At 63.3% G+C, this 19810-nt stretch carries 20 protein-coding genes; 10 read left to right on the forward strand and 10 right to left on the reverse strand.

Going from position 1 to position 19810, the window contains the following annotated elements; all coding sequences use genetic code 11:
* Positions 1 to 26 precede the first annotated feature (26 nt).
* Positions 27 to 635 carry a hypothetical protein gene (locus HAV21_RS16080; protein ID WP_223941127.1) on the reverse strand — a complete coding sequence of 203 codons (609 nt, stop codon included), beginning with the start codon at positions 633 to 635 and terminating at the stop codon, positions 27 to 29.
* Positions 636 to 728: 93 nt separating this feature from the next.
* The gene (locus tag HAV21_RS16085) at positions 729 to 1235 is read right to left on the reverse strand and encodes a hypothetical protein (RefSeq protein WP_166842452.1); all 507 of its coding nucleotides are present in this window, start codon (positions 1233 to 1235) and stop codon (positions 729 to 731) included.
* A gap of 137 nt (positions 1236 to 1372) precedes the next feature.
* On the opposite strand from HAV21_RS16085, the gene HAV21_RS16090 reads away from it, so the two are divergent.
* The 5 genes from HAV21_RS16090 (at position 1373) to HAV21_RS16110 (ending at position 7006) form a co-directional block, all read left to right on the forward strand.
* Positions 1373 to 2092: a FadR/GntR family transcriptional regulator gene (locus HAV21_RS16090; protein WP_166842453.1), complete on the forward strand. Its 720-nt coding sequence runs from the start codon at positions 1373 to 1375 to the stop codon at positions 2090 to 2092.
* A 17-nt stretch (positions 2093 to 2109) separates the two neighbouring features.
* On the forward strand, positions 2110 to 3117 hold the full coding sequence (locus HAV21_RS16095; protein ID WP_166842544.1) for an asparaginase: 1008 nt from the start codon (positions 2110 to 2112) through the stop codon (positions 3115 to 3117).
* Positions 3118 to 3130: 13 nt separating this feature from the next.
* Positions 3131 to 4546: an aspartate ammonia-lyase gene (locus tag HAV21_RS16100; RefSeq protein WP_166842454.1), complete on the forward strand. Its 1416-nt coding sequence runs from the start codon at positions 3131 to 3133 to the stop codon at positions 4544 to 4546.
* A 138-nt stretch (positions 4547 to 4684) separates the two neighbouring features.
* Complete coding sequence (locus HAV21_RS16105; RefSeq protein WP_142937649.1) at positions 4685 to 6193, forward strand: amino acid permease; 1509 nt, start codon at positions 4685 to 4687, stop codon at positions 6191 to 6193.
* A 141-nt stretch (positions 6194 to 6334) separates the two neighbouring features.
* On the forward strand, positions 6335 to 7006 hold the full coding sequence (locus HAV21_RS16110) for a FadR/GntR family transcriptional regulator (RefSeq protein ID WP_142937648.1): 672 nt from the start codon (positions 6335 to 6337) through the stop codon (positions 7004 to 7006).
* On the opposite strand, the gene HAV21_RS16115 is transcribed toward HAV21_RS16110, so the two are convergent.
* From HAV21_RS16115 to HAV21_RS16135, 5 genes are read right to left on the reverse strand one after another with little or no spacing between them, the layout of a single operon-like run.
* Positions 7003 to 7872, reverse strand: a complete 870-nt coding sequence (locus tag HAV21_RS16115) for an amidohydrolase family protein (RefSeq protein WP_166842455.1) — start codon at positions 7870 to 7872, stop codon at positions 7003 to 7005. The two genes, HAV21_RS16110 and HAV21_RS16115, sit on opposite strands and share 4 nt — an antisense overlap.
* On the reverse strand, positions 7869 to 8813 hold the full coding sequence (locus HAV21_RS16120; protein ID WP_166842456.1) for an aldo/keto reductase: 945 nt from the start codon (positions 8811 to 8813) through the stop codon (positions 7869 to 7871). The genes HAV21_RS16115 and HAV21_RS16120 overlap by 4 nt, the downstream gene beginning before the upstream one ends.
* Entirely contained in the window at positions 8810 to 9124 is a 315-nt protein-coding gene (locus HAV21_RS16125) for an L-rhamnose mutarotase (protein ID WP_166842457.1), read from the reverse strand. Before HAV21_RS16125 ends, HAV21_RS16120 begins: the two co-directional genes overlap by 4 nt.
* Complete coding sequence (locus HAV21_RS16130) at positions 9117 to 10424, reverse strand: alpha-L-fucosidase (protein ID WP_142937644.1); 1308 nt, start codon at positions 10422 to 10424, stop codon at positions 9117 to 9119. The genes HAV21_RS16125 and HAV21_RS16130 overlap by 8 nt, the downstream gene beginning before the upstream one ends.
* On the reverse strand, positions 10421 to 11725 hold the full coding sequence (locus HAV21_RS16135; protein WP_166842458.1) for an L-fuconate dehydratase: 1305 nt from the start codon (positions 11723 to 11725) through the stop codon (positions 10421 to 10423). Before HAV21_RS16135 ends, HAV21_RS16130 begins: the two co-directional genes overlap by 4 nt.
* Positions 11726 to 11867: 142 nt before the next feature.
* Here HAV21_RS16135 and HAV21_RS16140 point away from each other — a divergent pair, with 142 nt between their 5' ends.
* The 4 genes from HAV21_RS16140 to HAV21_RS16155 all read left to right on the forward strand — a co-directional run bounded on the left by HAV21_RS16140 (position 11868) and on the right by HAV21_RS16155 (position 16413).
* Positions 11868 to 12776, forward strand: coding sequence for a fumarylacetoacetate hydrolase family protein (locus HAV21_RS16140; protein WP_166842459.1), 909 nt, complete (start codon positions 11868 to 11870; stop codon positions 12774 to 12776).
* Between the two features lie 4 nt (positions 12777 to 12780).
* On the forward strand, positions 12781 to 13548 hold the full coding sequence (locus HAV21_RS16145) for an SDR family oxidoreductase (RefSeq protein WP_223941134.1): 768 nt from the start codon (positions 12781 to 12783) through the stop codon (positions 13546 to 13548).
* Positions 13549 to 13709: 161 nt separating this feature from the next.
* On the forward strand, positions 13710 to 15035 hold the full coding sequence (locus tag HAV21_RS16150) for a GNAT family N-acetyltransferase (RefSeq protein ID WP_142937640.1): 1326 nt from the start codon (positions 13710 to 13712) through the stop codon (positions 15033 to 15035).
* Positions 15036 to 15168: 133 nt separating this feature from the next.
* The gene (locus HAV21_RS16155; protein WP_166842460.1) at positions 15169 to 16413 is read left to right on the forward strand and encodes a low temperature requirement protein A; all 1245 of its coding nucleotides are present in this window, start codon (positions 15169 to 15171) and stop codon (positions 16411 to 16413) included.
* A gap of 88 nt (positions 16414 to 16501) precedes the next feature.
* On the opposite strand, the gene HAV21_RS16160 is transcribed toward HAV21_RS16155, so the two are convergent.
* Together HAV21_RS16160 and HAV21_RS16165 are read right to left on the reverse strand one after the other, a co-directional pair.
* A complete protein-coding gene (locus HAV21_RS16160; protein WP_166842461.1) occupies positions 16502 to 17038 on the reverse strand; it encodes a phosphohydrolase in 537 nt (178 codons plus the stop codon).
* A 110-nt stretch (positions 17039 to 17148) separates the two neighbouring features.
* Positions 17149 to 17940 carry an SDR family oxidoreductase gene (locus tag HAV21_RS16165; protein ID WP_166842462.1) on the reverse strand — a complete coding sequence of 264 codons (792 nt, stop codon included), beginning with the start codon at positions 17938 to 17940 and terminating at the stop codon, positions 17149 to 17151.
* Positions 17941 to 18043: 103 nt separating this feature from the next.
* On the opposite strand from HAV21_RS16165, the gene HAV21_RS16170 reads away from it, so the two are divergent.
* Complete coding sequence (locus HAV21_RS16170) at positions 18044 to 18655, forward strand: TetR-like C-terminal domain-containing protein (protein ID WP_142937636.1); 612 nt, start codon at positions 18044 to 18046, stop codon at positions 18653 to 18655.
* A 14-nt stretch (positions 18656 to 18669) separates the two neighbouring features.
* On the opposite strand, the gene HAV21_RS16175 is transcribed toward HAV21_RS16170, so the two are convergent.
* On the reverse strand, positions 18670 to 19788 hold the full coding sequence (locus HAV21_RS16175; protein ID WP_166842463.1) for a serine hydrolase domain-containing protein: 1119 nt from the start codon (positions 19786 to 19788) through the stop codon (positions 18670 to 18672).
* Positions 19789 to 19810 lie beyond the last annotated feature (22 nt).

Raw genomic sequence — 19810 nt, forward strand, 5'->3', positions numbered from 1 at the left:
CACGTCACGGCATGGGCCTCGCAGCGTTACGGCAAAGGCAGCGCCTTCCGATTCCGGATCTGCGAGTCGCCCAACTCAATAGCCACGGGAGCTATCTCCACCTCCGGCTCATGGCGTGAGCGGGCTTTGCCAACAGCGATGTGGGGCAACCACCGCGGCGACTTGTAACCAAGGGCGGGCGAGCTGAGGATGAAGTCGTCGATGTTGTCCAGGCCCAGGTCGTCGAAAAGTACGTGTAGCCCTTGCACCAAAAGTGCCTGATAGTCGTGCACTTCTTGAGGCACTTCGACTTCGAGCCCCATCAGACGGCCCCCGCCCAAAGGGATCAGTTTGTCCGACTTCCCCAGAAAGCCCTGCAATACCGGCAACTCCGTCAACCAACTGGCGATCTCCGGAAGCGTCTTCTCTGGAGCTGACAACCCTTTGGTCCAGGCAGCAATGTCGCGGCCCAGTTCATCCAGGATGCCAACATGGAGCAACGTCATATGCAGGCCTTGCGGTTTGCGGAGGGCCTCAACGAACCGGTTCAGCCCGTCGTAGTCCGACGCTCCTGCGCCCACCCGAAGGACAGGCACCTCAACTGTGATGCGAGGTCCATGCGGTTTGCCTGCAGCGGGATGATGACTGCCCGTCATGGTTGCCATTATGCGCCGTAAGGCCTGCGAGCGGGAGGCCGACGGCGGATCTCAAGTTCCGCCGTCGTGGTGCTGTTGGCGGGTGGCAGGGTTTCACTTCTTGGGGCGAGCCTGAACCAGGTTGGCAAACGGCAGGCGCCCATGAGCGGCCACGAAGCCTGCGTGGAAGGCGGCCTCGGCTGCATTGACCTCGGAAGCCGGGAGTTCCTTCCACGCGATGATCAGGTCCAAGGCGTCGCGGAGTTGCCAGATGAGCCGTGCGTCCCAGAAGACGGTGGGCCGTCCACGGCCGTAGTCCAGAAACTCTTGGATCTGCTTGCGGAGCCCGCGGTTGCCTTGGCTCCCGGCGCTGGCTTTGCCGATGTAGAGCACAGAAGCATCGGGCACCCATTCGGCTTCCAGCTCTTCACGCTTGAGCGAGGGGTCCTTCTTCTTGAACGTGCCAGCGCTGCTCTTGCTGAGGAACATGGGCTCAAAATCGGCGGCACGGAGGATCACGAAGATGCCGGGGCCTTGGGGAATCCTCATGGGATCGAGTTCGTCGATCGGCCGGAATCCGGTAAACCCGTCCTCCGTGAGGGACTTTTTGGTGAAGAGCATGGTTCATTGTGCGGGACCGCGCAGCGTCCGGCCCAAAGAGCGGGCAACAGCGCGCACGGAGCAGCCCGTGACACCCAAAGCGTGAAGCGACTCTTTCAGCGTTGACACGCACTTGTGACCCGTGCCATATTCAGAGCGTGAACCTGTCAGACAGCCGGACAGCCGGACAGCAAGGACCTCAGGGTGGGCATACGCCCATCTCACGCATCTCCGCAGCCGAGGCGGTCTTTGCGGCACTCCGCCGCGCCATTGAGGGCGGTCAGTTCGATATCGGCACCAAGCTGAGTTCCGAGGCAACGCTGGCAGGCCAGTACGGCGTGAGCCGCTCAGTCATCAGGGAAGCATTGAGGTCCTGCAACACCTTGGGCCTCACGGTGACCAAGACCGGCAAGGGCACGTTCATTGTGGCCAACAAGGTTGCTAACGACCTTACCTTGGGTCAGTACAGTGCGCGGGATCTTAACGAAGCACGTCCTCACATCGAGATCCCGGCAGCGGGACTGGCGGCTCAAAGAAGGACCGAGGAAGAACTGGAACACCTCAAGGAAATCGTCCAGGAGATGCTCACCGAGAACGATCCCGAAACGTGGGTGAACCTGGACGCCAGCTTCCATTCAGCCGTTGCCCGCGCCAGCGGGAACCGTGTGTTTGCCAGCGTAGTCTCGGACATTCGTGAAGCCCTGGCCCACCAGTCCGAAACCTTGAACCTCGTCGCAGACCGGCAACACCGCTCGGACGAGGAACACGTCGCAGTACTCAACGCAATCGAAGCCGGCGACTCCGAAGCCGCGAGCAACGCGATGGCCGCTCACCTGCAGGCCGTCAGCGTGGCACTGGACACGATCCTCAGTAAATGACACATCCGAAGGACACTATGCCCGCCCCTGCAGCACCGGCCCACCAGGCCGCGGCACTGAACATAAAGCCGCCCCACCACGTCCCGCTCGTAGAGGTAACACGCGACGGCTTGGTGGAGAGCATCCACTACGGCTCGTTGATCGCCCTCACAGCGGGCGGCAGCACCGCCGTCGAGGCTGGCGAGCCGGCCGCCCCCATGTACCCGCGTTCAAGCCTGAAGCCATTACAGGCTGTTGCCTTGCTCAAGGCCGGGTTGGACATCCCCCAGAACCTCTTGGCCCTTACGGCGGCCAGCCACTCCGGCGCGCAGATGCACCGCGACGGCGCCGTTGAGATCCTGAAGCTTCACGGCCTCACCGAGGCGGCCTTGGGTAACAGCCAGGACCTCCCCTTCGGTGTCCCTGAACGTGAAGAGTGGCTCCGCGCCGGCAACGGCCCCACCCAGCTCGCGCAGAACTGCTCCGGCAAGCACGCCTCCATGACCGCCGTCTGCGTCATCAACGGCTGGCCTGTGGAGGGCTACTTGCACCCCGGGCACCCCCTGCAGGTCCTGGTCCGCGACACCATCACAGAGCTCACTGGCGAAGAAGCCGCTGCGGTCAGCACGGACGGCTGTGGCACCCCGCTCTTCGCGCATTCGCTGCACGGCATGGCGCGCGCTTACGGCCGCCTCGCCGCTGCCGATGAAAGCACAGACGAGGGCAAGGTTGCCCACGCCATGCGCCGATTCCCGGAAATGGTGGCTGGTGAGAGCCGTGACGTTACAGCCCTCATGCGTGCCGTTCCCGGCTTGCTCGCGAAGGATGGTTTTGAAGGCCTCCAGCTGGTTGGCCTCCCGGACGGCACCGGCGTCGCGGTGAAGATTTCCGACGGCGGCGATCGCGCCCGCATGCCCGTCACCGTCGAGCTTCTTCGCCGGTTGGGCGTCGACGGCGGCAGCCTGGACACGCTTCAAAGCCCCCCTGTGCTGGGCGGCGGCCTTCCGGTCGGCGAGCTCCGCGCAGCCCAAATTTTCAGCAACTAAACCAAGGACAGCTATGACCACCGTCGATCAGGCGATCCCCCTCCGTTCCGAACACGACCTTTTGGGCGACCGCAATGTCCCCGCGGATGCCTACTGGGGCGTGCACACCCTCCGCGCTATCGAGAACTTCCCCATCACCGGGCAACCCCTCTCCACCAACAAGCACCTGGTTAGGGGCCTGGCGGCCGTAAAGCAGGCAGCCGCACGCACCAACCATGAGCTTGGCCTGCTGGATGCCGAGAAGGCAGGCGCCATCGAGCAGGCATGCCAGGACATCCTTGACGGCATGCTGCACGAGCAGTTCATGGTGGACGTGATCCAGGGCGGTGCGGGAACCAGTTCCAACATGAACGCCAATGAGGTCATCGCCAACCGGGCGTTAGAGATCCTGGGCCACCCCAAGGGCGAGTACTCCAGGCTTCACCCCAATGACCACGTGAACCTGAGCCAGTCCACCAACGACGTTTACCCGACGGCCGTGAACCTCGCCACGATCTTCTCCGTGAAGGAACTCCTGGAGGCCCTCGAGGAACTCGAGTTGGCCTTCGCCGAGAAGGGCCGTGAGTTCCGGACTGTGGTGAAGATGGGTCGCACGCAGTTGCAGGACGCGGTTCCCATGACGCTTGGCCAGGAGTTCGGCGGGTACGCCGTGACCATCGGCGAGGACCGGGCGCGCCTGGACGAATCCCACATGCTGATCCACGAGATCAACCTCGGTGCCACGGCAATCGGCACGGGGTTGAATGCCCCGGCCGGTTACGCGGATGCCGCGTGCCGCCATCTGGCGGACATCACTGGCCTTCCCCTCATTACTGCTGCTGACCTCATTGAGGCCACACAGGACGTGGGCGCGTTCGTCCACCTGTCCGGCGTGCTGAAGCGCGTGGCAGTGAAGCTCTCCAAGATTTGTAACGACCTCCGCTTGCTGTCTTCCGGACCGCGTGCGGGTTTGGGCGAGATCAACCTTCCGGCCGTGCAGTCCGGTTCGTCGATCATGCCCGGCAAGATCAATCCGGTGATCCCGGAAGTGGTCAGCCAGGTGGCGTATGAGGTCATCGGCAACGATGTCACAGTCACCATGGCCGCGGAGGCCGGCCAGCTTCAGCTGAACGCCTTCGAACCGATCATTGTGCACAGCCTGCACAAGAGCATCTCCCACCTGGAAGCAGCGTGCCGCACCCTTACGGCGCGCTGCGTCCGGGGCATCACTGCAAACACCGAACGGCTACGGCTTACCGTGGAGCAGTCGATCGGTCTCGTCACGGCATTGAACCCCCATATCGGCTACGCCTCCGCCACCGCTATCGCCCAGGAAGCGTTGGCAACGGGCAAGGGCGTTGCAGAACTCGTGTTGGAGCACGGTCTCCTGACCGCTGCCCAGCTGGAGGAACTGCTGAGCCCCGAGCGTCTGGCAAATCTCAGCAAATAGGCCGAAACTGGCCTGTAAGCGCTCCGACCAGCCGTCCCGCCCCATGAGGCATACCCCCACGAGGCTTTGTTCTGCGTGCCCGAATCCCTCTCCGGGCGCGCCCAGGACACCCCCAACAGGACACCCCTAAGGATTCCAATGACCAACCCCATCACGGACCACACGGTCCCGGCCCAAGCGCACGCCAGCGAGAAAGCCCTCCACCAGGAGGACTCCGGCTACCACAAGGACCTCAAGCCCCGCCAGATCCAGATGATCGCGATCGGCGGCGCGATCGGCACCGGGCTGTTCCTGGGTGCCGGCGGCCGACTCAACGCAGCTGGCCCTTCCCTTGTCATCGCGTACGCAATCTGTGGTTTCTTCGCTTTCCTGATCCTCCGCGCACTCGGTGAACTGGTTCTGCACCGCCCGTCGTCGGGTTCCTTCGTTTCCTACGCCCGTGAGTTCTACGGCGAGAAGGCCGCCTTCGTTTCTGGGTGGTTCTACTGGATCAACTGGGCCACCACCACCATTGTGGACATCACCGCCGCGGCGCTGTACATGAACTTCTTCGGAAAATACGTCGCGTGGATTGGTGCGGTTCCGCAATGGGCCTGGGCGCTGATTGCCCTGGTGGTAGTCCTTTGCCTCAACCTGGTGTCCGTGAAGGTCTTCGGCGAAATGGAGTTCTGGTTCGCGCTGATCAAGGTGGCAGCACTGGTGGCCTTCCTCCTGGTGGGCACCTACTTCGTCATCTTCGGCACACCCGTGGAAGGCCAGGAAGTCGGCTTCAGCCTCATCGCAGACAACGGCGGCGTCTTCCCCAACGGCGTCCTTCCCATGATCATCCTCATGCAGGGCGTGCTGTTCGCCTACGCATCGATTGAGCTCATCGGCACTGCAGCCGGCGAAACTGCCAACCCGGAAAAGATCATGCCCAAGGCCATCAACTCCGTGGTGATCCGCATCGCCCTCTTCTACGTTGGTTCCGTCATCCTCCTGGCCCTGTTGCTCCCGTTCACCGCTTACGAGAAGGGCGTCAGCCCCTTCGTGACGTTCTTCGGCTCCATTGGTGTTGAGGGCGTGGACGTCATCATGAACCTCGTGGTGCTCACCGCGGCCTTGTCCTCACTGAACGCCGGGCTCTACTCCACGGGCCGCATCCTCCGCTCCATGTCCGTGGCCGGTTCGGCCCCGAAGTTCGCCCAGCGCATGAATAAGGCTGGCGTCCCGTACGGTGGCATCGCCATCACGGCTGGCGTTTCCCTGCTCGGCGTTCCTCTGAACTACCTGGTCCCGTCCGATGCTTTCGAGATCGTCCTCAACGTCGCATCCGTGGGCATCATCGTCACGTGGGCCACCATCGTCCTGTGCCAGATGCAGCTCAAACGATGGGCCGACAAAGGGTGGCTCAAGCGCCCGTCCTTCCGGATGTTTGGTGCCCCCTACACCGGCTGGTTGTCTTTGATCTTCCTGGCAGCTGTGCTGATCATGGTCTTCATCGAGTCCCCATTGACCATGCTGGTCACCGCGATTGCCTGCGGACTCATGGTCTGGGGCTGGTTCCTGTGCCGCAAGCAAATCCATGAGCTTGCTGCCACCCGTGACGGCTACACGGGCAGCGCCCCCGTCATCGCCAACCGCCCTCTTCCCGGCGGCGACAAGTAACAGGCAACTACCGCTAGTTCACGACGGCGGCACCCGGGTTCCGTACCAATCGGAACCCAGGTGCCGCCGTCGTACGTTAACGCACCCAACTGAGAAGGGGGCGGACACAGACATCCGATCATTCGTGGCTACTATTGGTCCATGGCTGTCACAGACGAGGCGATCAGCAAGATCAAAGACATGTTGATCCGCGGCGAACTCAAGGCCGGCGACCGACTTCCGCCGGAAAAAGAACTGAGCGAACGGCTCGGCCTTTCAAGGAGTTCATTGCGTGAGGCTGTGAAGGCCCTGGAGCTGATCCGTGTGCTGGATGTTCGCCGCGGCGATGGCACCTACGTGACAAGCCTCGACGCGAAGCTGCTCAACGAAGCCGTTGGGTTCGTCGTTGACCTGCACCAGGACCGGTCCATCCTGGAACTCTTTGAGGTCCGACGAATCCTGGAGCCCGCAACCGCACACCTGGCGGCCGCTAAAATCACGCCGGCCGAGCTGCAAGCCCTGCGAAGCACCATGGACGGCATCGACGAGAACACGGACGTTGAGGAACTCGTCGCGCATGACCTGCAATTTCACAGCATCATTACCGAGGCCGCGGGAAACGACTACCTCGGGAGCCTCTTGGAAGCACTGTCCAGCAGCACCGTGCGGGCCCGGATCTGGCGTGGACTGACGCAGGAAAAAGCTGTGGCGCACACCCTGGCGGAGCACCACGCAATTGCTGACGCCTTGGAACGCGGCGACGCTGAACTGGTGCGGGCCCTGGTCACCGTGCATATCAGCGGCGTAGAGAACTGGTTGCGGCAGGCGCTCTAATTGTCCGGCAAAGGGGTGACCGCCAAGCCGTAGGTCCGCACGGCCGTCTCCTCCAGCACAAGGTCCTGCTCCGAGGGACTCAAGGAAGACACCAGTTCCAGCAAGACATCCAGCGTCCGGCCGTACGGTGCACCCACAGTACTCACGGGCCAGTCACCGCCGATCATCAAACGCGCCGGCCCGAATGCCTCCAATGCTGTTTCAAACAGCGGCCGCAACGCATCCGCGGTGTAGTCGACTCCGGGCAAATGTAAGCCGGAAAGTTTGGCCACTGTGTTCGGCTCCCGTCCCAGCGCCAGGAAGTCTGCGCGCCACAGGTCCATGAGCGAAGGATCAGCCAGCGGCGGCTTACCCAGGTGGTCCAGCACAACGGTCAGTTCCGGCATCTCGCGGGCGAGCCGAACTGCAGAACCAAGATGCCTGGGGAACGCATCCGGGATGTCCAGGGTGAGCCCGCGCTGAGCCACCAACGCCAGGGAATCCCGAACAGTGGGTAGATCCAGAAAGTCGCTTCGCGGATCATCGTGGAGCAGGTGCCGCACTCCCTTGAAGACCGGGTGAGCAGAGAACCGGTGCAACTGCTCAGCGGCGTCAGCCGGCGCGTCCAACCTGATCCAGCCCACCACTCCGAACACCCAGGGATTCCTCGCGGCGACGGTCAACATGCTTTCGGTATCGGCAACGGAATCGTCGGCCTGCACCAGCACCGCTCCCCTGACTCCGGCAGCGTCCAACGTCTGGCGCGCCTCATCTTCGCCGAAGCTGCGGAAGAGTGCACCATGCTGCGGGCCCAGCCACGGATAGTGGCGCGCACCGCCGGTGACGAAGGTGTCCAAGGTCCACATATGCAGGTGCGAATCAATCACCGCCCAACGCCCTCCAAAGCCTCCCACAGCTCCTCCGGCACGGTCGCCTCCATACGGGCAGCGTTGATGGAGACTTGTTCAGGAGAAGTCGCCCCGGCTGTCACGTTCACCACTGCCGGGTGCCGCAGCGGAAACTGGAGTGCCGCCGTCGGAAGTTCCACGCCGAAATCGCGGCAAACGGCTGCGAGCGCACGCGCCCGTTCCAGCACATCCGGTGGTGCCTGACTGTAGTTGTAGTGGGCGTCCTCGGGGACTTCGGGCCGGGCCAGGAGGCCCGAGTTGTAGGCACCAACGCTGACGACGCCGGTGCTGCGCTCGGCACAGCGTTCAAGAAGCGGGACGCCGGGCTGCTCAAGCAGGGTGTACCTACCGGCGAGCATCACAAGGTCCAGGTCCGCGGCTTCGACGCATTCCAACGCCGCTTCGGCAGAGTTGATGCCCACTCCGATCGCCCGGACTACACCCTCGGAGCGGAGTTTCTCCAGGGCCGGGAGCGCGTGGGTGATTCCGGCCTGGAGATCGTGGACGTCGGGATCGTGCAGGTATGCGATGTCCACGTGGTCCAGGCCGAGCCGTTCCAGGGAGTCTTCGATGCTGCGGCGGACGCCCTTTTCGGAGAAGTCCCACACACGCTGGGTGGTGGCGGGGACGTCGAAGCCTTCGGGGTCCTGGCCCCCACGTGTGTTGGGTTCCAGGAGCCGGCCTACCTTGGTGGAGATGACGAATTCGTCGCGGGGCTTGTCCCGGAGAACAGCACCCAGTCTCTGCTCGGAGAGGCCCAGCCCGTAGTGGGGCGCGGTGTCGAAGTATCGGATGCCGGCGTCCCAGGCTGCCAGGACGGTTGCGAGCGCCTCTCCGTCGGGGATGGCCCGGTAGAGGTTACCGATGCCCGCCCCGCCGAAGCCCAGTTTGCCCAGTTTTCGCAGATCGAGTGAGTTCATGGCAGTTCCCATACCCTTTGGATACCCGTATCCACCCCTGAGTAATCGTCGTGGACCTCTAAGAGTTCAGCCATTCGGGCCTGCCATGGCACATTGGCCGGGTGGTGGGCGAGGGCATGCCGCATCGCTTGGTAGTCGTCCACGTCCACCACATGGAAGAGGTCGAGCCCGCTGCGCCAGATACGCCAGTTCCGCACACCGGCTTCCTTGAGCGCTGTCACCAGCTCAGGGGGAATGTGCGAGTGGGCGTCAGCGTACGCCTCTTCCAACCCTGGTTTGAGCCGTGTGTGGAGGGCGATGCTCTCAACCATTCACGGCCTCCGGCTCTGCAGCCGACGGTTTCAGGAAGAGTTCCACCACAGGTACGGCGACGTCCGGCCGCTGCACTGGCAGCTTGATGGTTAACGTCCCTGGCGGTTGGCCTCCCTGGGTCATGTTCATGGCCTGCTGTCCGGGGTTTACTTCTTTGAGGAACACCTCGGACGCGTCGTTCAGCAACTGCGCGTACTCGACCTTCCCGGCAAGGTCCGGGAGGTGGACGTACTCGAACGGCCAAGCGAACAGGTGGACGTAAAGCCTGTCACCGCGCTGCGTGTATCGCGTATCTGCCGGGGCCGTGAACTGCGAGGCCCCCGCCCCGTAGATGGCGCGCGAGTGCAGCTTCATCCAGCCGCCAATGCCTTCCAAGGATGCCAGGGCCCGAGGATCGAGGTTTCCCCTTCCGGTAGGGCCGACGTTGAGCAGCAAGTTGCCGCCCTTGGAAACACCGTCTACCAGCATGCGGATGAGCAGGTCCACGGATTTGTAGTTCAGGTTGTCCCTGTCGTAGCCCCAGCTTCCGTTCAGTGTCTGGCATGCCTCCCAGGTGACCGGTTCGCCGTCGAGCATCATGGGGCCGGCGGGCTGGTACTGTTCCGGCGTGACGAAGTCTCCCGGGATTTCCAGCCGGTCGTTGACAATAATGCCGGGTTGCAGCTCCCGCACCATGGCGAGCAACGCCTCAGAATCCCAATCCTTTCGCCCCTTGCCGCCCCAGAATTCCTCTTCATGTCCACCTGTGTAGGAGAAGTCGAAGAACAGGTAATCGATGGTTCCGTAGTTGCTCAGGAGTTCACGCACCTGACCGTGCAGGTACTCGCGGTAGCGGGCCATGTCGCGCCCGGCGTTCAAGCTTTCGACGTCGGCAGCGTTGCGTTGCGGGTGTACCCCGTCAACGGTGAAGTCGGGGTGGTGCCAGTCAACGAGCGAGTGGTAGAAGCCGACCTTCAGCCCCTCAGCCTTGAGTGCTTCCACATACGGTGTGATCAGGTCGCGGCCGGCCGGCGTGTTGGTGGCTTTGTAATCAGTCAAGGCTGAGTCCCACAGGCAGAAGCCGTCATGGTGCTTGGTGGTGAGGACCACGTACTTCATCCCCGCATTCCGGGCGGCGCGGGCCCATTCCCTGGGATCGTAGAGGTCCGGGTCGAAGCGTTGGAAATACTTTGAGTACTCCTCCACGGTGATTTCTTCCTGGTTCATCACCCACTCGTGCCGGGCAGGCAGGGCGTAGATGCCCCAGTGCACGAACATCCCAAAGCGTGCCTCTTCAAACCAAGGTGCGTGCTGAATCAACGGGATTCCTTCCAGATGGGGCCGTTCGGAAAACTGTAGGCGGCCAGTGTTTCACGGAGCATTTCGTTTCCTGCACCCGGCCCAGCGGGCGGCCAGTAGGCGCCGTCGTGGACCACCACGGGAGTGATGAAGTGTTCATGGAGGTGGTCCACGAACTCGATGGTCCTGTTCTCCCTGGTACCGGAGACAGCTACGAAGTCGAACATGGACAGGTGCTGCACGGCTTCGCAAAGGCCAACCCCGCCGGCGTGCGGACATACCGGCACACCGAACTTGGCAGCAAGAAGTAGTATCACGATGTTCTCGTTCACGCCCGCTACCCTGGCGGCGTCAATCTGCAGGACCTGAAGTGACCCTGCCTGAAGCATCTGTTTGAACACCACACGGTTCTGGACATGTTCACCGGTGGCAACGGGGATGGGCGCAACTCCACGGGAGATTGCAGCGTGGCCCAGGATGTCGTCCGGGCTGGTGGGCTCCTCAATCCAGGCGATGTCGTAGGGAGCGAGGTGGGCCATCCAGTCGATGGCTTCCTGCACGTCCCAACGCTGGTTGGCGTCCACGGCGATCTTGATGTCGGGGCCCACAGCAGCGCGCGCAGTCCTCACGCGGCGGATGTCGTCCTCCAAGGAGGCGCCCACCTTCAACTTGATCTGGGCGAATCCGTCAGCCACGGCTTCCTTGGCCAGCCGCGTCAGTTTCTCGTCGCTGTAACCCAGCCAACCCGGCGTCGTGGTGTACGCGGGGTAACCCTCAGCGCGAAGTGCCGCTTTGCGGGCTTCGCGTCCGGGTTCGGCGGCGCGAAGTATGCTCAGCGCCTCGTCCGGAGTGAGCGCGTCCGTGAGGTACCGGAAGTCCACGAGCGCTACGAGTTCTTCGGGCGTCATACCTGCGAGCAACTCCCACAGGGGCAGACCTGCACGTTTGGCTTTCAGGTCCCACAGAGCATTGACCACCGCACCGATAGCCATGTGCATAACGCCTTTCTCCGGCCCCAGCCACCTGAGTTGGGAATCATGGGCCAACAGTTTCCAGGTGGCGCCCATGTCAGCGAGCAGTTCCTCAACGGACCGGCCGAGGATGTGCCCGCGGAGGGCATCAAGCGCCGCCGTTTCAACCTCGTTCCCGCGCCCAATCGTGAACACAAACCCGTGGCCCTCGTGCCCATCCCCGGCATCCGTGCGGATGATGAGGTACGCCGCTGAATAGTCCGGGTCCGGATTCATGGCATCGGAACCATCAAGTTCCAAGGACGTTGGGAAGCGGACGTCGAACGTTTCCACTGCGGTGATGGTGCTCATACGGCTCCTGAGGTGCGTTGCTCTATCTTTACCCGACACTAAACATCGGATGTCTACCTTGTCAATGGGTCACATTTCCGTATTATGGGTAACAACACCACACTAGAGTTCGGATGTTAGTCCCGAACGCACGGAGGAAGCCATGACCTTGAAATTCGCCAGGCTGGGCACGGCCGGAAACGAACAACCGGCCGTCATCGCCCAGGACGCCGCCGGCGCAGAGAAGTACTTCAGCCTAACGGCCCTGACCCAAGACATCGACGGCGGTTTCCTCGCCTCGGACGGCATCGAACGCACCCGCGAAGCCCTGGAGAAAGGGGAACTACCCCAGATCTCAGCGGAGGGCCTGCGCATCGGTGCACCCATTGCCCGCCCGGGCGCCGTCGTCGCCATCGGCCTCAATTACACCGCGCATGCTGCCGAATCCGGTGCTACGCCGCCCGAGGTTCCCGTAGTTTTCCTCAAGCCCACCAATACCATCGCCGGGCCGTTCGACGCCGCCCCCATCCCGCCGTCGTCGGAAAAGTACGACTGGGAAGTGGAACTGGCAATCGTGATCGGCAAGGAAGCGTCATACCTTTCCTCCCTATCCGACGCCGAAGCATGCATCGCCGGCTACGCCGTGGCCAACGACCTCTCGGAGCGCGACTACCAAATCCCCGGCGCCGCAGGACAGTGGACCAAAGGCAAATCCCTTCCCGGCTCCACTCCCCTGGGCCCGTGGCTGGTTCCAGCCTCGGACATCGATGCCGGCAACCTCCGCCTGCAGACCCTGGTCAACGGTGAGGCCCGCCAGGATTCCAGTACCTCGGACATGATCTTCCACCCCGCAACGATCGTGCACCACCTCAGCCAGTACATGGTCCTGGAGCCGGGCGACGTGATCATCACGGGCACGCCGGAGGGTGTGGCACTGTCCGGCCGTTTCCCCTTCATCCAGCCCGGCGACGCGGTGGAACTGGAAATTGAAGGACTTGGACGCCAGCGCCAGGAGTATTTCCGTGCGCAGGCCGGCGCGCAGTCCGGTGCGACCGCCCACATCTACGCCTAACGCCGTGGCAACCTCGGTGGGCAACGACTTCGAAGGCCTCACAGCACTCGTAACCGGCGGCGCCTCGGGCATCGGGGCAGCCATCGCGGACCGCCTGGCGGCAGGGGGCGCGCAGGTGGCGGTCCTGGACCTGGCCCCCGAAACCAGCCCGCACTGTGGAGTGCAGTGCAACGTCGCCGACGACGGCTCGGTGCGTGCCGCCGTCGAGCGCGTTGTACAGCAGTTCGGCCGCCTGGACATCGTGATCAACAACGCCGGCATCGGCGCGCAAGGTGACATCTCGGCCAACGATGACGACGAATGGCTGCGAGTCCTTAACGTCAACGTGGTGGGCATAGCGCGCGTCAGCCGGGCAGCACTCCCGTACCTGCGCAAATCCCCGGCGGCTGCGATCGTGAACACCTGTTCCATCGCCGCGACGGCCGGACTCCCGCAGCGTGCCCTGTACTCGGCGTCGAAGGGCGCCGTCTTGGCGCTGACGCTCGCCATGGCCGCGGATCACGTTCGGGAGGGCATCCGCGTGAACTGCGTGAACCCCGGCACAGTAGACACCCCGTGGGTTGGCCGGTTGCTCGATTCAGCCGCTGACCCCGCCGGCGAGCGCGCCGCCCTCAATGCCCGCCAACCGCATGGCCGGATGGTGGACCCTGCTGAGGTGGCCGGTGCCGTCGCTTACCTGGCGAGCCCGCTGTCCGGATCGACGTCGGGAACCTCACTGGCGGTCGACGGCGGCATGCAGGGCCTGCGGCTGCGGCCGGTTCAGTCATCTTAGGTGGGAGGTACGACGCCGGAGCGAACGCGCGCGCCGACAGGCCGCCGTCGCGCGTTGCTTCGTAACGCAACGGGCCCGCAACCTCCGGCAGCGGTGATTCGCCTATGCTCAACTCCAAGAGATCAACGGCGACTCACTTAGCAGACTCAGGAGATACAGCCATGAGCAACTGGCGCATCAGGGACTTCCACTCGTCCGATTTGGACGGCATCCTGCACCTCTGGGAGTCACTCAAAGCCGACGGCGTGGAACCCGTATACGCACTGTCCGAGGTTCTGGCGTCCTGTGAAAAGGACCATGCCGTGGTGGCGGTGCAGGGTGAGCAGGTGGTGGGAGCCGCCGTCGGACGCGCCGCCCACGACCAAGGCTGGATCGTTTTCCTGGCAACGCTGACGGAGTTCCGCGGACGCGGGATCGGCACCTCGCTGCTGTCCGCCGTCGAGAACCGCATGGCCCCGCACGGGCTCAACAAACTCTCCGCGCTGATGCCGGAAACGGAAACGCGGGTGGAAGCATTCCTGGGCCGCGGCTTTGTGGTGAAGAAGAACCTGCGCTACTTCGAGCGGACCATCCCCGTGCAGCGGCAGGAACTCGGGGCATTGGGGCTCTTGGGCGGGCGCATCCTTGCCCGGGATCTCTGGGAGAACGTGGCCGGCATGCGCCGCGAGAAGGAACTCCTTGAACGCCGACTGGTTCTGCCATTGGCTGAGGCTGATCTGGCCGATGAATACGGCGTTGTTCCGCCCCGGGCCGTGGTACTTTTCGGTCCTCCAGGCACCGGCAAAACCACGTTCGCAAAAGCCATTGCGTCCCGGCTTGAGTGGCCGTTTGTGGAGGTGTTCCCGTCTCGCCTCGCCTCCGATCCCAAGGGCCTGGCCGGTGCTCTGCGCGAGACGTTCCTGGAAATTGCCGAACTGGAACACGCCGTGGTGTTCATCGACGAAGTGGAGGAGATCGCGTCGCAGCGCGCCGGCGATCCGCCGTCGCCATTGCAGGGCGTCACCAACGAACTCCTCAAAATCATCCCGGCTTTCCGCGAACAACCCGGCCGGCTGCTGGTGTGCGCTACCAACTTCATCCGCGCCCTGGACACCGCGTTCCTGCGCCACGGCCGGTTCGACTACGTCATCCCCATCGGGCTCCCCGACGTGCACGCCCGCGAGGCCATGTGGCAGCGGTTCATCCCCGCAGCCGTGGTGGACTCAGTCGATATTGCCCAGCTGGTGGACCGAACCGAAGGCTTCTCACCGGCGGACATCGAGTTCGCTGCGCGCAGCGCCTCCCAGCGGGCTTTGGAAAAAGCAGTGTACGACGACGATGCTGCCTCGGGCGGTTCAGCCGGCCTTGCGTCCGGGGCCGGGTCCACCGGGCGCAAGGGACCCGAGACGCAGGACTACCTCGACGCGATTGCGGATACCCGGACCACCGTGAGCCCCGAGGTGCATCAGGACTTCCTGGAAGACATCGACGTGCTGGGGCGGGTGTAGGTTTCCGGCGGCGAGATCGCCGGAACGCTGCCGGGCCGCCGGAATGGTGTGAGATCGCCGGGTCTATCCGGCGATCTGGACGCATTCCAGCGATCTCGGCGAGGGTCCCATGGGTGGCGGTAATCTTTGAGCCATGTCCTCGAATCCCCTTCGCCATGCGCTCTCCCGCATGGGCGGCCGCGATCCCCACGAAAAACACCGCACCGCCACCCCGCTTGAGCTGTTCTTCGACCTGACCTTTGTTATTGCCTTCGGTGTTGCCGGCAGCCAGTTCGCGCACGCGGTGGCCGAAGCGCATTTCGGGGCGGGCCTTTTGGGCTTTAGCTTCGCTATGTTCGCGGTGATCTGGGCTTGGATCAACTTCACGTGGTTCGCCAGCGCCTACGACACCGATGACTGGGTGTTCAGGGTGGTCACCATGATCCAGATGGTTGGCGTCCTCATCCTGGCCATGGGCATTGAGCCGATGTTCCACTCGATTGTGGAAGGGGATCATGTCAACAACGTGGCCATCCTCATCGGTTACATCATCATGCGCGTAGCTTTGATCTTCCAGTGGCTGCGCGCTGCCCGCCAAGACCCGGAACGCCGCGAGACATGCCTCCGTTACGCGAAGTACCTGGCAATCGTGCAAGTTGGCTGGGTCATCGCCTTGGTGATTGAGACGGATGTGCTCACCACGTTCCTCCTGGCGGCCCCTTTGTTTGTCCTGGAGATGGCGACCCCGTACTTCGCAGAACGCAAGATCCGTACGCCCTGGCATGCTCACCACATTGCTGAAAGATACGGCCTGCTTGCCATCATCGCCCTGGGTGAATGTTTGATTGGCGCTATTGAAACCCTGCGGGCAATCGTTGCCACACACAGTTGGTCCATGGACGCCGCCTTGGTGGGCTTGAGTGGAACCGGGCTGGCCTTCGCCATGTGGTGGATCTACTTCATCCTGCCCTCAGGCCCTGCACTTCACGTCCAGCGGCATCGCTCATGGGTGTTTGGCTATGGGCACATGCCGGTCTTCGCAGCCATTGCGGCTACAGGCGCGGGACTCCACGTCGCTGCGTACTTCATTGATCACGAGACACACATCCCGGCGGCTGCTGCCGTGGCCTCCATCGCCATCCCGGTGATCCTCTTCAAGGCCTCACTCACCACCCTTTACTGCATCATGCTGGGTCCGGATCGCGACCTCATCTGGAGTTCCGCGCTGGTGGTCCTGGGTCTGGCGTCCAGTATTGCCCTGGCCGCGGCCGGTGCATCCGTGCCCATCTGCATGCTGGCAATGATGCTGGTGCTGGGCCTGTCCATTGGGTACGACGAACGGCGTGGGCACAAAGGCAGGGCGGCAGCACTCCGTCGGCTCGAATCCGCCGCTGGCTAGGGCATTCCGGTGCGTTGCGAGGCCCGCTCTGCACGCAATATCGACTCGAAAGCATGCAGAGTAGGCCCCACAACGGGTGGATTTGGGGTTACTCGGGGACGATCTCGTCCAGTTCCCGGAGCAAGTACGGGTTGATGCGCTCCAGAATCATCCGGACCTCTTCGCGTGGAACGGCCGCGTACAGCACAGGGCGGGCGTCGGCGTAACGCGTTACCGGCGGCTTGTCCGGCCACTTTTCGGCAAGTGCTTTGACCCTCTCGGGCAGGGAGTTGTGGGCGTTGTCCGCGATCTTCACCAACGTTGCGTCGTGGTCCTCCGCAACGAAACGGATACCGGCGTCGTAATCATCCGGGTCTTCATGGAAGCGGCGGGTGACTCGCTCGATGATGTCCACCGCACGCTGGGAAACTCCCATATCCAGCAGGGCTTGGCGGGTGATGGGCGTATCTTCGGCGATGTCATGAAGGTATCCGGCGATCTGGATATCTTCGTCGAAGTCGGCGAGCGCGTCGCCCACGGCCAGAACGTGCTCCCGATACGGCCGCTTGAGCTTGTCCTTCTGCCGGTTGTGAGCCACCTCGGCCAAAACCTGGGCTGTCTCTACGGTAAAGCGTGGTTCGGTCATGCTGGCCTCCGGCTTGAAGAGGGACCGACGGGGATCGGTCCTTCCCTTCAGGCTATCCGCTGTTCGGGCCCCGAAACACCGAGCTACCCGGCCTACCGGCTCTGCCCGCTCTACCAGTCTTGAACTGCGCGGGCTGCAATGGCAACGGTGATGGCCCTGGGCAAACGCTGAGCGAAACCTGCCGCAACGCGGTTAGCCAAGCCCGAAACCACGCTGCCGGGCGTGTCCTTGCGATCGAGGGCCTTGAGCGCAGTTCCCACAACTTGGGCCGAGGTCTGCATCTTGCCAACCGCCGCCGACTCGCCGCCCAGCACGTCGAAGAACTCGGTGCGCGTCGCTCCGGGGCAAAGGGCCAGAACGTTGAGTCCGGAGCTCTTGGTTTCGTGGGCAACGGCTTCGGTGAAGCTCAGGACGAAGGCCTTGGTGGCGCCGTAAACGGCCATGCCGGGAATGGGCTGGAAAGCGGCCGTGCTTGCAACATTCAACAGGGCACCCTTCCCCGAGGCGAGCAGTCCGGGCAGGAAGGCACGGGTAATGTCCACGAGGGCGGCCACATTCAAGGAGATCTCGGACGCAATGGTGTCCGGGTCCTCCTCCACCAACGGACCATGGGTACCGAAACCCGCGTTGTTGATCAACGTGTCCACGGTGATTCCGCGGCCGAACAGTTCGCCGAGGAGCTCGCGTCCAACTCCTGCCCGGCCGAGGTCCATGGGGAGCACAGTAACGGTGACACCGTGCCGGGAGCGCAGGTCCTGGGCCAACTCCTCAAGACGGTCTGCGCGCCTGGCCACCAGGACGAGGTTGGAACCCCGGGCAGCAAATTGCCCGGCGAATTCGGCGCCGAGTCCGGAGCTGGCACCGGTGATGAGTGCGGTGGTACCTGCGTAGGTCATGGTCATGGCTGGATCCCGTCCGTTGAGTCGGAGACAAATGTAGTCGCCGTCTACATGGTAGGCAGTGTCTACATTGTTGTCAATGACTACATTGGCCTAGACTTGACCCATGACTGACCAGCCCTACCACCACGGCAAACTCCGGGAAGCACTATTGGAGCGCGCCATGGAAACCATCGAAGAAGCTGGCGTGGACGGACTCTCCCTGCGGCAGCTGGCCCGCGACGTGAACGTCAGCCACGGAGCCCCGGCCAAACACTTCCGCGACAAGCAGGCCCTGATCGACGCCGTGGCCATGGCCGGCTTTGAGTCGATGAACCGCCGCATTCGGGATGCCGCCCAGTCCTATGAAAACCTCCGGGGACGTTTCGTCAGCGTTGGGAAGGCGTACGTCGACTTCGCCGTTGAGCACCCCGCACTGCTGACGGTGATGTACTCCACCAAGCACCACCCCGATTCCAGCGATGAACTTCGAAGCACCGGCGCCCAAGGCATACACCTCGCCCAGGCCATGATCGCTGAAGCGCAGGAGGCCGGCGTCCTGGCTCCCGGCAACCCCGAGACACTGGCTATGGTGTGCTTCGTCAGCCTCCATGGCACAGCCCTTCTCGCGGCTGGCGGGCAGTTGGACGGAAATTCAGTGGAAGACGTGGTCATTGCCACCACGGACACTTTATGGGCAGGAATGACGGCCGGAGTCCCGGCCGCGCAAGTCAACTAAGCCTCGCAAGTCCACTAAGCCGCGATCCCGGCAATCACTTCCCGCACCGCCGAGCTCAGGAGGAAGTTGCGGCAGCCCACTCCCCCGGGCTCGGCCGTCTGCGGCACGTACCCAAAGCCGAGTTCATACACAGGGTCCGCGAACCCCAAAGATGCGCTGGCGCCGTCGTGCCCGAACGCACGGTAGCTGCCGAACGGCATCCGCGTATGGGATTTCATGAAAACGGTGCCGAAGCAGCCCGTCTCGCCAAACACGCGGTCGATCCCGAAGACCTGCTCAGCGGAAACGCTCCGGATGGTCTCCTCTGTCAGGAGAGGTGGGGTGGCGGCTTCGCCTTCCAGCCCGGTCAGCGCCGCAGCATAGATCCTCGCCATGCCTTCCGCGCTGGCCACGCCGGCCGCTGAGCTGAGCCCCGCGGCCCTGACTTCACGGATGTTGGGCAGGTCCAGGATGTCACCGACTGCCGAGTTGGCAGCCAGGCCGAAGTGACTGGCCGGGTCCACCCATGGCCACGACGGGTCGGCCGCCCAACGGAAAGGTGCAAAGCGGGCTTCCTGGGACTCCGGGAGACCAAGGTAGAAATGCGCGCCCGTGACTGCGCGGATGCGCTGCTCGAAAACCTGCTGCAGCGTGGAACCGGTGATGCGCCGGCACAGCTCTTCCATGAAGATGCCAATGGTCAGCGCGTGATATCCGAATGCCGCGCCGGGCTTCCACAGCGGCGGAAGCTGTGCGAGCTTGGCGGCTGCGAGCTCTGAGTTGTTGACCTCGTGGAGGGTCAGGCCACCTTCCACTCCAAGGAGCCCGGCCTGATGCGAAAGTAGCTGCGCCACCGTCACTGAGGACTTGCCCTCAGCGCCGAACTCGGGCCAGTACTTGACCACTTCGGCTTCAAGATCCAACTGGCCGTCCTGGACGAGCAACGCGATGACCAGGCCGGCCATGCCTTTGGAACACGAGAAGACGCCCGTGACGGAATCAGGGCGGATGTGCGGGCCGCCGCTGAGGTCCAGCACCTTGACGCCGCGATGGTACGCCGCCACTTGCGCAGAATAGTCAGGATCCTGCTCGAGAAAACGGCCAAAGAGCTCGGCGACGGGTTCGAAACCTGGGGCGATCAGCTGTGACTGCATTCAGACAGCCTACGCGGCGGCC

It is taken from the genome of Paenarthrobacter sp. MSM-2-10-13 (genome assembly GCF_011605365.1).
In the GTDB taxonomy this organism is placed as follows: Bacteria; Actinomycetota; Actinomycetes; order Actinomycetales; family Micrococcaceae; genus Arthrobacter.

Excerpts from the sequence above, each read along its gene's own strand:
- HAV21_RS16160 (WP_166842461.1), bottom strand. The coding sequence starts at position 17,038 with ATGACCGAACCACGCTTTACCGTAGAGACAGCCCAGGTTTTGGCCGAG.
- HAV21_RS16170 (WP_142937636.1), top strand. The coding sequence starts at position 18,044 with ATGACTGACCAGCCCTACCACCACGGCAAACTCCGGGAAGCACTATTG.
- HAV21_RS16080 (WP_223941127.1), bottom strand. The coding sequence starts at position 635 with ATGACGGGCAGTCATCATCCCGCTGCAGGCAAACCGCATGGACCTCGC.
- HAV21_RS16140 (WP_166842459.1), top strand. The coding sequence starts at position 11,868 with ATGACCTTGAAATTCGCCAGGCTGGGCACGGCCGGAAACGAACAACCG.
- HAV21_RS16085 (WP_166842452.1), bottom strand. The coding sequence starts at position 1,235 with ATGCTCTTCACCAAAAAGTCCCTCACGGAGGACGGGTTTACCGGATTC.
- HAV21_RS16150 (WP_142937640.1), top strand. The coding sequence starts at position 13,710 with ATGAGCAACTGGCGCATCAGGGACTTCCACTCGTCCGATTTGGACGGC.
- HAV21_RS16105 (WP_142937649.1), top strand. The coding sequence starts at position 4,685 with ATGACCAACCCCATCACGGACCACACGGTCCCGGCCCAAGCGCACGCC.
- HAV21_RS16095 (WP_166842544.1), top strand. The coding sequence starts at position 2,110 with ATGCCCGCCCCTGCAGCACCGGCCCACCAGGCCGCGGCACTGAACATA.
- HAV21_RS16100 (WP_166842454.1), top strand. The coding sequence starts at position 3,131 with ATGACCACCGTCGATCAGGCGATCCCCCTCCGTTCCGAACACGACCTT.
- HAV21_RS16110 (WP_142937648.1), top strand. The coding sequence starts at position 6,335 with ATGGCTGTCACAGACGAGGCGATCAGCAAGATCAAAGACATGTTGATC.
- HAV21_RS16135 (WP_166842458.1), bottom strand. The coding sequence starts at position 11,725 with ATGAGCACCATCACCGCAGTGGAAACGTTCGACGTCCGCTTCCCAACG.
- HAV21_RS16125 (WP_166842457.1), bottom strand. The coding sequence starts at position 9,124 with ATGGTTGAGAGCATCGCCCTCCACACACGGCTCAAACCAGGGTTGGAA.
- HAV21_RS16120 (WP_166842456.1), bottom strand. The coding sequence starts at position 8,813 with ATGAACTCACTCGATCTGCGAAAACTGGGCAAACTGGGCTTCGGCGGG.
- HAV21_RS16155 (WP_166842460.1), top strand. The coding sequence starts at position 15,169 with ATGTCCTCGAATCCCCTTCGCCATGCGCTCTCCCGCATGGGCGGCCGC.
- HAV21_RS16175 (WP_166842463.1), bottom strand. The coding sequence starts at position 19,788 with ATGCAGTCACAGCTGATCGCCCCAGGTTTCGAACCCGTCGCCGAGCTC.
- HAV21_RS16165 (WP_166842462.1), bottom strand. The coding sequence starts at position 17,940 with ATGACCATGACCTACGCAGGTACCACCGCACTCATCACCGGTGCCAGC.